The organism is Pseudalkalibacillus salsuginis (assembly GCF_021646685.1).
Classification (GTDB): Bacteria; Bacillota; Bacilli; order Bacillales; family Fictibacillaceae; genus Pseudalkalibacillus; species Pseudalkalibacillus salsuginis.
On record NZ_JAKJHW010000002.1, the window covers coordinates 705,842 to 718,628 of the forward strand.

Sequence of the window (12,787 nt, forward strand, 5' to 3'; positions counted from 1 at the left end):
ATCATGTATAACTTGAGTTTGGAGGCGTTAACTTGTTGTTACAAAAAGCATTTGATCTATTAGAAAAAATCTATCCTGAAATGGTCGACATCAGAAGAGACCTTCACATGCATCCAGAAATCTCTTTCCAGGAGAAACGGACACCGGAAATGATCGCGAAATACCTGGAAGACTTGGGATTGGAAGTGAAAACGAAAGTCGGCGGCAATGGGGTCGTCGGTCGTTTAAAGGGTGGAAAACCTGGGAAAACACTCGCTTTGCGTGCGGATTTCGATGCATTACTCGTCAATGATGAAAAAGATGCCCCCTACAAATCAAAGGTCCCTGGTGTCAGTCATGCATGCGGACATGATATCCACACAGGAGCCTTGCTCGGAGTCGCGAAAGTGTTGAGCCATATAAAAGATGAACTTGAAGGGGAAGTCGTTTTCCTTCACCAGCATGCAGAGGAAATGGCCCCTGGTGGAGCAAAAGCGATGGTAGAAGATGGTTGCCTTGAAGGTGTTGATGAAGTATACGGAGCCCACGTGGAAGTGAATTTTCCGATCGGATCCGTTGCGCTTAATGATGGATATGTGCAGGCTTCGTCTGACGCATTCGATATTACGATCAAAGGAAAAGGTGGGCACGCAGCTGAGCCACATCGTTCAAAAGATCCTGTCATCATAGGAAGCCATCTTGTCGTTGATCTACAAAACATCGTCAGCAGACGTGTGGACCCCCTCCACCCTGCACTCGTGACGGTAGGCGCATTCCAAAGTGGGGACACTCATAACGTCATCCCGGATAAAGCTTATTTGAAAGGAACCGTCAGAACATATGACCAGGATGTCCGGGACCAGGTTGAAAACGAATTAAAGCTGATTTGTGAAAAAACAGGGGAAAAACATGGTGTAACGATCGATGTCAACTATAATAGAGGCTATATCTCGTTATACAATCACCCGGAACAAACCGAATACATCAAAAAGCTTTCGACGGAAATCGTCGGTGAAGAGAACGTCACAGTCAAACCACCGGATATGGGCGGCGAAGACTTCGCTTATTATGTCGACGCTTTACCTGGTACATTTTTTTGGATCGGTGGAGGAAATCCTGAAATCAATGCATTCTATCCGCACCATCACCCGAAATTCGATGTCGATGAAAAATCGATGTTGATCGCCGGAAAGGTCTTCCTATCAGCGGTGATCAACCGATCTTCATGATCGTTTAAGGGATTTTAGACGTTCAGGATATACTTTACAAAATATTTGGTCTAGAATAGAGTAAAAGATGAAGGACGAAGTAATTCTAGTTTGGAATTAAAGGTGTGTTTCGCTTGAATGAGAAATTTAAAGAAATAAGAGAACGGATCATTGAGCAGAATTCAGAATCCCAGACATTATACAGCATGCATCATACCCTGAAGCGTCTGATGTCCATCATGTATTACTATGAAAAACCGATGACATTAGATGATATGGCAAGCCTGTTGGGAATGAGCAAAGCAAGCATGAGCAATGCGGTCAGGGAACTGATTGAAATCGGCCTCGTTAAAAAGGTTTGGAAAAAAGGCGAACGGAAGGACATCTATCAGGTCGAAGAAGATAATTATGAAAGTTTCATCAAATTCTTTTGCTATCATTGGCGAAAACAAATAACCCCCAAAACCAGTTCGATGAGAAAATCTATCAGAGAGCTGAAGGAATTGGCTGAAGAAGACAATCTGGATGAAGAAACGAAAGCATTGATCGAGAAAGACCTTGAAAAGTTATATGATGGATTGGACTATCTCTCTTGGGTCAGCGGAGTCATTGAATTATTCGAAACCCACGAGATCTTCGACTATGTTCCGAAGAAAAGCAGGGACAAAATGAGCAACAGATGATCATATTCCAGTAAATTCATCCATCATTCGGAGAAAATCGCTCACTGAGCGATTTTTTCTTTATTTAATTCGGTTGATAGATCGGAATTGCACGATTTCTGAGGATGATTGCACCGGAATTAAAATTAATTGCGCGGTTACAAAAAATCATTGCATCGGAACATTCTTAATTGCACGGTTTAATATGTAATTGCACTTCTTTTTTTCAATAATTGCTTTATAATGGATCAACCAAAAAAAGTCGGTTACCTCTTACAGGTGGCACCGACCCTTTTCCATGAACTATTTCCACTCTCCCAATCCATTTATTCAAATCAGCTAACGGACAGTCAACAGCCCTTTTCTTAAATTCGATATCATATGTTTTCCTGGTTTCCTTATAGAAAAATCCCCTTCATTATAGACAGGTTTTTCTGCCTACTATGAGGGAAGCATATCATGGTCGGATAGCGTCCTATTATACTTTGAATAAGGTCAATCCCTGTGGGCTGTAACAGTTTCCGCAACAAGTTCTTCAGTCCATCCTTTACACACATCAACCCACTCTTTGGCAAGCGAATACTCGAATAGCTCTTCTGGGGTCAGTTTGATGGCAGAGTTGGTGCTTCCACATGCAGGGAAAAGAGTCTCGAAGCGTTTCATGGAAATATCGAGGTACACATCCATTTCGTTTGTCAATCCGAACGGGCAGACGCCACCGACGACATGGCCGGTTTGCTCCAATACTTCATCAGGCTTGAGCATGCGTGCCTTGATCCCTACCAACTCGCGGAATTTTTTGTTATCGATTTTTGCATCCCCCGCCGCAACGATCAAGATATCTTTATCGTCCTGCCCCCTGAAAGAAAGCGTCTTTGCAATTTGCGCCGGCATGACACCAATCGTTTCAGCTGCTTCTTCCACCGTGGCACTTGATGTTTCGAACTCCATTACATCATTTTCGCGGTTCCACTGTTTAAAATGTTTTTTTACACTTTCCAACGACATATCTATACATCCTTCCTTCCGATATTAAGTTAGATGATAACATCCTTTAATACAGCAGAGCAATATTCTTACTCCAACGCCTCTTAAAGGGTCAGTCCAGTCCAACGCCAATACGTGAAATAGAATACAAGCATTAACGCAATGTAGATGACGGAAAGCACTTTGCTCAATTTTTGTAATTCAGCTGCTTCAAATCCGCCCTTTTCTTCTGAAAAGATGAGGAGTGCTTTAGAACTTACAGGAAAAGTGATGCAATAATTCATTCCGACTGCCAACAGAAAAACGAATGGAACGGCGTTGATATTTTCTGTCAATGCCAATGATAAAAGCGGAGGCATCAGGATGACTACTCTCATTGTATGAGAGGTAATGTATAAATGGGAGGTAAGGCTGATGACCGACAGTAGGAGCAGTGTGATGAATTCTCCTCGAAACAAGATCCCTTCTGTCATTATCAGCAAAGAATCCATAACCCATTCCGCGGCTCCCGTTTTGACCAATGCTTCACCAAGCGAGACAGCCGCACCCACAAAAAGGATCAGGCTCCACGATACCGATTCCATTCCCTTCCTCCAATCAAGCACTCCTAACCTAGGTAGAACCAGAATCAATGCACCTGCCATGATGACTGTTGCAATCTCTATGCCATGCAGTTTTTCTGTCATCCAAAGGGCCACCATCAAGCTGAATACAGATAAAACCACTTTCTCCTTATCGGACAGTTTTGCCTTTCTACCATCTCGATCCGCCATCTTGGGAGTCACCTTACCTCGTGTGTCAGGATCCAGAAATATGTACAGGATGACGCTGCAAGCTAGGAAGCTTGCTATCAGTACGAATGGAACACCCCACACCATCCATGTAAGAAACGATATCTTATCATGACCGAACTTCTCTAGATAATCATTAGCAATAAGATGGGAACTAGCCCCGATCAATGTAGCACTAGTAGCAATCAAAATAATGACAGGTATCAGAATGGACAAGCCTTTTTCAACTTTCCTGTTCCCCACCACGTTCGCAAGATGCCGATAGATCGGCAGCATGACCGATGCACGGCCCGATGTTGATGGTATGAAAAACGTAAGCAACTGAATCAAAATGGTCAACAAAAAGAACAGTCCTGAAACAGTATTCGCTTTTGAAAGCAACAAGGTGACAAGCCGGGTCGCGAGCCCTGTGCTTTGCATCGCCGCTCCAACAATGAAAGCGCCTATCATCAGCCAGATCACGTCTGATGACAAGGAAGAATAGAACAATTCCTGATCTACAGCCCTTGTTACGGTCAAAAACAAGACCGCTCCAATAGCTACAATGGCCGGCGGGACGGATGTTACAACCCAACAATACGTCGCCACTATGAACGTGATGATCGCCAGTTTTCCATCGAACTCCAATTCAGTAGGAAGGATTAAAAAGAATATACTTAAGACGACTAATATTATCCAGGAAAGGGGGATATTACTGATATTATTCAGCCATCCAATTTTCACTTCTTTCCTTTTTGCTCTTCTATCTGATCGGGTAATAGCGGTATTCATGATATTCCCTTCCTATTCAATACGAATGATGGCACGCTGGCTGCAAGTTCAAAGCCTACCGAAAGCATCCTCATCGTGGTTTCTGTACAGTCGATCACCCATTCCTCAGTTTTCTCCATCGCTTGTTCAAGACTCGATGGCGATTGGAGAATGCTTGTGAACACATCGATACCATGATGATAGTTCACTTGTGCGTCCTTACCGATTGTGCCTGCTATCGCGATTACAGGTTTACCGAATGCTTTTGCTTTATCCGCCACTAATGCTGGTATTTTCCCACGCGGTGTTTGAAAATCAATGCTGCCTTCTGCCGTCAAAACCAAGTCTGCCTTCTGAAGGTGATCATTGATATCCATATAATCCATGATCAGATCGAATCGGGGATGGAGGACCGCACCGAGCAAAGCTTGCAGACCTGTTCCGAGGCCACCGGATGCTCCCCCTCCCGGTATTTCGCGGACACAATACCCTGCCGTTTCTTTGATTTTAGCTGCATAGTGTTCGAGCCCTTCTTCAAGTAAAGCGATCTGCTGATCTTTTGCTCCTTTTTGGGGTCCAAAGACTCTCGCCACTCCGTTCACTCCACAAAGGATATTGTGCCAGTTGCATGCAACATCAAGTTCAGTTCTGTTCAAGCGGGGATCACGAAGGGACAAATCGATCGAATCGATTTCCTGAAGGCTGACAGCCCCCTTTTTTACATCAATCTGATTCATGTTTTGATCGAAGAAACGAATTCCAAGAGCCTCTGCCATGCCGATCCCCCCATCGTTTATCCCAGAGTCTCCACATCCTATCAAAATCCGCTCCGCCCCAAGATCCAGAGCAGCTTGGATAAGTTCTCCGACACCATATGAAGTCGTAAGCAACGGATTCCTTCGATATCTAGGTACCAGTTTCAATCCAGCTGCAGAAGCCATTTCGATGACTGCAGTCCTGTTTTGTGTATCACCGAGAAAGCCGATCAATGCTTCCACTTTTTTGCGGAGAGGACCCGTGACCACGACTGTATGCAATTCTCCGTTCGTCCAATTGACCATCGTCTCCGTAAAGCCTTCTCCTCCATCTACTAGAGGTAGGGTGGTAACCTTGGCCCCAGGGATGACATTCAAGATTCCTTTTTTCATACATGTTGCAATTTGATCCGCTCCCAAGCTTTCTTTAAAACCGGATGGTGCCACTAATATATTCATTTCATTTTCCTCCCTCAATGTTCTATAAAAAGATTAACCCGCCCACTTTAAGGAACCATGAAAGGAAGATTAGAAAATCATTAGAAAGCTTTTTAAAACAAAAAAAGACATACCCATCTTCTTCATACTCGAACATGTCTGTTACTGTGTCGCCGGTTTTACTGTTTTCCAAAACCTCAGTACTCATTTCATATCGCCCACAAAGGAATAATTGATGTTTTTATAGAAAAAGAAAAGCAGGTACTTTTTAAAAAAGGAGCAGATAATATGATTACAATCCAGGATATACGAAAAGCACGTGAGAACATTCAAGACACGATCAACGCTACTCCCATCCTTCAATCCGGACAGCTTTCGCAGCTTTGCGGAAACCAGATTTTTTTCAAATGCGAACATCTTCAAAAGACAGGCTCATTCAAAATCCGTGGTGCGACGAATAAAGTAAAACAGGTCATGAAAGAAGGTGCGGAGCTAGTTACGGCTGCCTCGTCAGGGAACCATGGACAGGCGGTTTCCTTCATCGCCAAAAAGCTCGGTGTCCCAGTGACAATCGTGGTTCCAACAGATGTAAACCCATGTAAAATGAATGCAATCGAGGCGTACGGTGGAAAAATCGTAAAATGCGGTACAACCTCTGCTGAACGGATTCCGAAGGCGATTGAGATTGCTGAGGAACAAAATGGTGTCTTCATCCCTCCCTATGACGATCCATATATCATGGCTGGCCAGGGGACGACCGGACTTGAAATCCTTGAACAAGTACAGGACGTGGATGCAGTGGTCGTCCCGATCGGCGGCGGTGGGCTGATCTCGGGCATTTTGACCGCCATTAAGGAAACCCATCCGGACATCAAGGTATATGGTGTTGAACCTGAAACCGCAAATGATACGTTTTTATCGTTGCAAAACGGGCAGATCACATCGATTCCTCCGACTTCCACGATTGCAGACGGACTCCGTGCAACCCAACCGGGAGACATGACGTTCCCTGTCATTCAGAAATATTTGGATGATCTTGTTCTAGTGACGGATGAGGAAATCCGCCTTGCATTCAGCTTTGTGATGGAACGGATGAAACAGGTCATCGAACCGTCAAGCATGGTGACGATTGCCGCTTTAATGAACAAAAAACTCCCAATCGAAGGAAAAAAGGTCGTGACGGTGATCTCAGGCGGGAACGTCGATCTTACTAGGATCAATAAACTGGTGATCGGAACAGAAAGGATTTGCTGAATACGATTTCGATGAATAGTCCCATCCTATTTCAACAACACTAAAACAGCTTGGAAAACTATTGTTCATTCAGGGGAGATTTTTATGTATAAACTGTTGACTCATAATGATTTGGATGGAGTTGCCTGTGGGATCGTTGCCAAAATCGCATTTGGTGATCGTGTGGATGTCCGATATAATTCAGTGACTGGGCTGGATTTTCAGGTAGAGCGGTTCCTTGAACGGAAAGATGAGAAACAGAATAAAGACACGACGTTATTCATCACGGATTTATCCGTCAACGAAGAGAATGAAAAAGCGCTTGATGCTTATGCAAAAGAGGGCGGACTCGTACAGTTGATCGATCATCATAAGACCGCGGTCCACTTTAATGATTATGATTGGGGACATGTGAAAGTGGAAAATGACGATGGTCGACTGGCTTGTGCTACTTCCCTTTTATATGAGTATCTTGTCCATCATCAACTTTTGGAACCATCGGCTGTTCTCGAAGAATTCGTCGAGCTTGTCCGTCAATATGATACGTGGGAATGGGAACAGAATGATAACATCAAGGCAAAACAGCTGAACGACCTGTTCTACATGGTATCGATCGAGGAGTTTATCGAGAAGATGATACCGAGGTTTGAAGATAAGGACCATTTTGAATACGATGAATTCGAGCAAAAGCTCCTTGAAATGGAAGAGGATAAGATTGAACGCTATATTAGAAGGAAGAAACGGGAACTTGTCCAGACGTTCGTCGGAGATTATTGTACAGGCATCGTCCATGCTGAATCTTATCATTCAGAACTCGGCAACGAACTAGGTACGGCGAATCGCCATTTGGATTACATCACAATCCTGAACATGGGCGGAAAGAAAATCAGTTTTCGTACAATCCATGACGATGTGGATGTCTCCGCGGTTGCGGGCTATTATGGAGGAGGAGGACATGCGAAAGCGGCAGGCTGCTCAATGAATAAAGAATCCTATGAACTGTACGCTAAAGCAGCTTTCCTCATCGAACCGATGCGGCAGGACGCATTCCGAAATCATTATAATTTGAAAGAGACGCCTCAAGGTACCCTTTATGAAAACCGGAATGAAGATCGTCTCTGGATCTATGAAGAGGAACCGGAAAGCTGGGTGGTTGAACTTAATCTGGAAAGGATTAAGCATCGTTTTTCGGATTTTGAAGCTGCAGAACGATATGTCAAACGCCACCATTTCGCATGGCTCGCCCGTGACGAGCATTATGTCGACTACTTGAGAAAGTTCATGATGAAGAAAAAGAAAGGAACTGACTAAAAAGAGTCAGTTCCAAAAATATTTCAGTCAAGTTGTTAGCTCTATTTCAAGAAGAAAGGAGCTTAAGCTTTTTCCATGCCGATCAAGAGATAGGGAACGTGTCACACCACCACCTAAGGCGTTGGTCATTACAAAGTTCAATGCTCCCAAGCTCGGTATTTCATAACGGATCACCTCACCTTTCACGACATTCTGAAACCATTCTTCTACTTTTATAGCGGTGATTTGTTCTTTCACTAACTCATAGTCGTCCATATTATAAACAATCAAGGAGATATTTGATATATTCCCTTTATCGCCTGTTCTTGAATGAGCAATTTCACGTAATTTCATCGCTTATACCTCCTCAAAAATCACGTGGGTTTCTATATCCTTTATCGGTATAAGGATGGAAGCAATCGATACGATTTCATTTACGTTTATTCTGACGCCACCTCCACCAGCAGGACCATTCGTATATAAAGCTTCTACTTCATTTCCAATCATAATACCCTCTTCTTTTAACTTTGTTCTTCCAGCTACTCGCAGCCGGACTTCATTACAACTGGAACCTTTTCCAGATAAGTCTGGGGCACTGGAAAAGAATAGCGAATTCACCCCAATATAATCTATTTTTAATTCTTGAAAAGATAAGTCGGTATGTCGGATTCTCTTTTCGACGATATCACATGCTAATTTAGCTTTTTCAAATGCTCCAGACCCTCCATAACTTATTTCTGCTTCAACGATATAACAATCCTTATACCCTATGCTTGTTTTGTAATAACCGCTTTTTTCCCTACCTGTAGCTCCAGTAATCAAAACCTTGTCAGGCTCGATTTCTTTTACAGTGACCTGTGAAAAATCCGCATTAACGTCAGGTGTCATATAATTTGAAGGATCGTGTATTTCGTATAGAATTTGTTCTTTAACAGTCCCTGTGGTAACTTTTCCACCAGCCCCTGTAAGCTTTGTAATGATTATGTCGCCATTTTCATATACTTCCCCAATCGGGAATCCAACGTTCCATAAGTCCGGAACATCTTTATACCCTGGTTCTGCGAAATATCCTCCTGTTACTTGAGCCCCACATTCGAGTAAATGACCTGCCAATGTGGCTTTTCCGAGCAGGTCATAATCGTCTATTTCCCATCCGAACTCATATAATAAAGGTCCGATGACTAAAGAAGGATCTGTCACTCTTCCTGTAATGACGATATCTGCCCCATTCTGAAGAGCCTGCTGGATCCCCTCTGCCCCTAAATAAACATTGGCTGAGATGATTTGTCCATTTATTTCCGATAGTTTATTTCCATACTCCAATGTGGTGAAATCTTTATAATCATCAATAACTGAAAAAATATCATCCCCTAAAACAGCTGCAATTTTTAAATTCTTTATACCTAGAAGTACTGCAATATCTTTGACCAATCTTGCTCCTGATACTGGATTTGCTGCACCCATATTTGTGATTACTTTTATCTTTTTTTCAGTACAGATAGGTAAGACTTTTTCCATGCGATACTCAAGTAATTCGTTGAACCCTTTATCAGGGTCTGCTAACTTTTGTTGTTGGGCTAGTGCAATCGTCCTTTCAGCCAGACATTCGAAAATGATGTAATCGAGGTCTCCCTTTTTCATAATTTCTAAAGCTGGTTCAATTCGGTCTCCACTATAACCAGCTCCTCCACCAATTCTTATCTTTTTCATCCTATCCACGCCCTTTAAGTCAGATGACTCTTATGATCAAAGCAACAATTGTCATGATAATAGTAGTTCCGAACGCCCATTTGAAGATAAATTTCTGATGGTCACCTAATTCAACGTTAGCTAACCCAACCAATAAAAATGTAGATGCTGTTAAGGGACTCAGCGGAAAACCTGTTGTCATTTGTCCAAGTATTCCAGCTCTTGCAATTTCTACTGATTCAACGCCATACGCAGCTGCAGTTTCACTCAGAACTGGCAAAACACCGAAATAAAATGCATCTGGAGTAAAGAGCAAACTGAATGGCATACTTGTTATAGCGACAATCACAGCAATGATATTGCCCATACTTTGAGGGACAAGCGCTACAAGTGCGTTCGCCATTTCTTCAATCATCCCTGTGCCATTCAGAATTCCAGTAAATATTCCGGCTGCAAATATAATCGAGACAACGGTAATCATTCCAAATGCTTGCGTTTTTATTTGATTTTGCTGATCATCAGGTTTTGGATAATTCACTAAGAGAGCAACTGCGAATGATACCATAAAAACAACTGGCAAAGGAAGCCATACTTTAATCAGGGCAATGATTGTAATAATGGTCAGTCCTAAATTAAACCAGAATAACTTAGGCCTTCTCATATCTTTTTCCTCATCAGTCAGTTCCTGATGAAAATCATATTGGATATCCTTAATGCCTACACGTTTTCTCTCTTTTTTTCCCATCATATAAGCAGCGAAAAGGACCCAAAGCAAGCCAACGATCATTGCCGGTAAAAGAGGGTTGAAAATTTCTTCTGGAGTCAGTTCTAAAGCACTTGCAGCTCGTGCAGTCGGACCACCCCACGGAACCATATTCATTGTACCTGCTCCTAACGCAACGGTACCTGCTAAAACCAGCCTGCTCATACCCATTTTTTCATATAAAGGCAATAAAGCTGGAATCGTGATTAAAAAGGTGGAAGCCCCCGATCCGTCTAAATGCGTGAGCATGGTAATGACTGCTGTCCCTATAACTATTTTCAATGGATCACCTTTAACAAGCTTAAGGACATTACGGATCACCGGGTCAAATAATCCAGCATTGTTCATCACACCAAAATAGAGAATGGCAAATCCCAGCATGATACCAGTTGGGGCAACGCCGGTTATTCCTTCTAACATTAAGGCCCCCAACTCTTTCCCGAATCCTCCGATTAACGCGAATATCAAAGGAACAAGGATCAATGCTACAATGACTGAGACTCTTTTCGTTAAAATCAGTGCTAAAAATAAGAAAATCGTTAAAAACCCAAGTAACGCAATCATACATCTTCCTCCCAACCCATATGTTTTATTGAAAACGTTTACATTTTCACCGTTTGTATCCTATCCCCCTCTCTTGTAGGTTGATTCCCTATACTATAATGCAAGAAATATGCCAATTTAAAAACCCTCAATGATGAGGGTTTGAACTGAATTCCTAATTAATTTTTCTAAAAAATTAGAACTTTCAAAACAAATATCGGCCATGATAAACTCTTCCTCAATGCTAGGTATAAGGATTTCTCATAGTTTAGAAGGGTTTCTAACATATTAGAATCAAAAAGGAATATCGAGTCTGGAAATTTTGTTATACAAGGTTGCTAAAGAGATGTTCAGCTTTTTTGCTGCAAGCTTTTTTCCTTTCAAGTCAGTTCCTGTTTTGTTGAGTACATCCAAAATTGCATCTCTTTCAGTCTCTTCAATGATCCGTTCTAAGGTTTTTTCACCCGACCTTTGTCCATTTCTGTTTATCGTATCAGGAAGGTCTCCAGCTTTCAGCCGTGAGGACTCTGTCATATTCATTGCATAATGGATTGTGTTTTTCAGTTCTCTAATATTACCTGGCCAATCATAACTCATCAATAAATCAATAAATGATTCATCTGGAGAAAGGGAATGGAGGTTAGCATTCTGTAAAAAATAATCTACCAAAAGAGGGATATCATCCTTCCGAGATTTTAAGGAAGGTATCTTGATTTGGAAAGTGTTCAACCTGTAATAAAGATCCGCCCGAAACCGCTCCTTTGAAATCATTTTTTCCAGGTCTTTATTCGTAGCAGCAATCACTCGTACATTCACTTTTCTTTCATGAAGGCTGCCAACCTTTCGTATTACCCCATCCTGCATTACCCTTAATACCTTTGCTTGCATTTCAAGTGGCATGTCCCCTATTTCATCCAAAAATAGCGTTCCATTGTCTGCTAGGTCAAACAAACCTGATTTTCCACCTTTTTTTGAGCTGGTAAAAGCACCTTCTTCGTAGCCAAATAATTCGCTCTCTAATAATGTAGAAGGTATAGCGGCGCAATTAACCGGAACAAATGGGTGGCTATTACGGCTACTAATGTGGTGGATGGCCTGGGCAAACAATTCTTTCCCAGTACCGCTTTCACCTAAAATAAGGATGTTAAAATCGGTTCCTGCTGCCTTTTTGGCAGTATGGATGGCATTGAGCAATCCTTTATTTTGGCCGACAATATCTTCAAAGGAATATGTGGTTCGATGAAAGCTCTCCACCATTTCCTCAAGCTGTTTTAAACGTTTTTTACTCCTATTTAGCTCTTGTGTAAGATGGTGAACTTCCTTTAAGCTTTTACAAACAGAAACTGCACCTATTATTTTATTTCCATTATAGATTGGAGCCATGTCAACAATATAATTGTTCTTTCCCTCTTTACGGAATACTCCAGACCTAATCTTTCCATCAAGTAAAACTTCAGGTAGTTCAGCACCAGGCCTCACATCTCTTAGAAGCTCACCAACAATTTCACTTTCTGTCACGCCGGTGATGTTTGTATATTCTTTATTAATTATTTGGACCACTCCATAAAAGTCGATTACAAGTATTCCGTCATTAACTGCTTGGATAATACTTTTATACCAATTCGTATCATTATCATCTATTAACAATGACATCTTATACCCACCCCCTATTCATGAAAGTGTTTATTCTTCCATAATT

General features: G+C 42.1%; 11 protein-coding genes. 4 read left to right on the forward strand and 7 right to left on the reverse strand.

The window, feature by feature from the left end; genetic code table 11:
* Positions 1–32 precede the first annotated feature (32 nt).
* Positions 33–1,208 (forward strand): M20 metallopeptidase family protein, encoded by a 1,176-nt coding sequence (locus L1611_RS08530; protein ID WP_236312648.1) that lies wholly within the window; start codon positions 33–35, stop codon positions 1,206–1,208.
* A gap of 113 nt (positions 1,209–1,321) precedes the next feature.
* Entirely contained in the window at positions 1,322–1,870 is a 549-nt protein-coding gene (locus L1611_RS08535; protein ID WP_225067325.1) for a GbsR/MarR family transcriptional regulator, read from the forward strand.
* A 474-nt stretch (positions 1,871–2,344) separates the two neighbouring features.
* Here the strand turns inward: L1611_RS08535 and L1611_RS08540 are convergent, their stop codons facing one another.
* The 3 genes from L1611_RS08540 to L1611_RS08550 all read right to left on the reverse strand — a co-directional run bounded on the left by L1611_RS08540 (position 2,345) and on the right by L1611_RS08550 (position 5,591).
* Entirely contained in the window at positions 2,345–2,857 is a 513-nt protein-coding gene (locus tag L1611_RS08540; protein WP_236312649.1) for a YbaK/EbsC family protein, read from the reverse strand.
* A gap of 83 nt (positions 2,858–2,940) precedes the next feature.
* Entirely contained in the window at positions 2,941–4,398 is a 1,458-nt protein-coding gene (locus L1611_RS08545) for an SLC13 family permease (RefSeq protein ID WP_236312650.1), read from the reverse strand.
* Entirely contained in the window at positions 4,395–5,591 is a 1,197-nt protein-coding gene (locus L1611_RS08550; RefSeq protein ID WP_236312651.1) for a glycerate kinase family protein, read from the reverse strand. Before L1611_RS08550 ends, L1611_RS08545 begins: the two co-directional genes overlap by 4 nt.
* Positions 5,592–5,858: 267 nt before the next feature.
* Between L1611_RS08550 and L1611_RS08555 the strand changes: the two genes are divergently transcribed.
* Positions 5,859–6,824, forward strand: coding sequence for a threonine/serine dehydratase family protein (locus L1611_RS08555; RefSeq protein ID WP_236312652.1), 966 nt, complete (start codon positions 5,859–5,861; stop codon positions 6,822–6,824).
* A gap of 84 nt (positions 6,825–6,908) precedes the next feature.
* Positions 6,909–8,114: a DHH family phosphoesterase gene (locus tag L1611_RS08560; protein ID WP_236312653.1), complete on the forward strand. Its 1,206-nt coding sequence runs from the start codon at positions 6,909–6,911 to the stop codon at positions 8,112–8,114.
* A gap of 27 nt (positions 8,115–8,141) precedes the next feature.
* Here the strand turns inward: L1611_RS08560 and L1611_RS08565 are convergent, their stop codons facing one another.
* The 4 genes from L1611_RS08565 to L1611_RS08580 all read right to left on the reverse strand — a co-directional run bounded on the left by L1611_RS08565 (position 8,142) and on the right by L1611_RS08580 (position 12,741).
* Positions 8,142–8,447: an AtuA-related protein gene (locus tag L1611_RS08565; RefSeq protein ID WP_236312654.1), complete on the reverse strand. Its 306-nt coding sequence runs from the start codon at positions 8,445–8,447 to the stop codon at positions 8,142–8,144.
* Between the two features lie 3 nt (positions 8,448–8,450).
* Complete coding sequence (locus L1611_RS08570; RefSeq protein WP_236312655.1) at positions 8,451–9,803, reverse strand: acyclic terpene utilization AtuA family protein; 1,353 nt, start codon at positions 9,801–9,803, stop codon at positions 8,451–8,453.
* 19 nt (positions 9,804–9,822) lie between these two features.
* Complete coding sequence (locus tag L1611_RS08575) at positions 9,823–11,109, reverse strand: CitMHS family transporter (RefSeq protein WP_236312656.1); 1,287 nt, start codon at positions 11,107–11,109, stop codon at positions 9,823–9,825.
* Between the two features lie 273 nt (positions 11,110–11,382).
* Positions 11,383–12,741 carry a sigma-54 interaction domain-containing protein gene (locus tag L1611_RS08580; RefSeq protein WP_236312657.1) on the reverse strand — a complete coding sequence of 453 codons (1,359 nt, stop codon included), beginning with the start codon at positions 12,739–12,741 and terminating at the stop codon, positions 11,383–11,385.
* Positions 12,742–12,787: the final 46 nt, after the last annotated feature.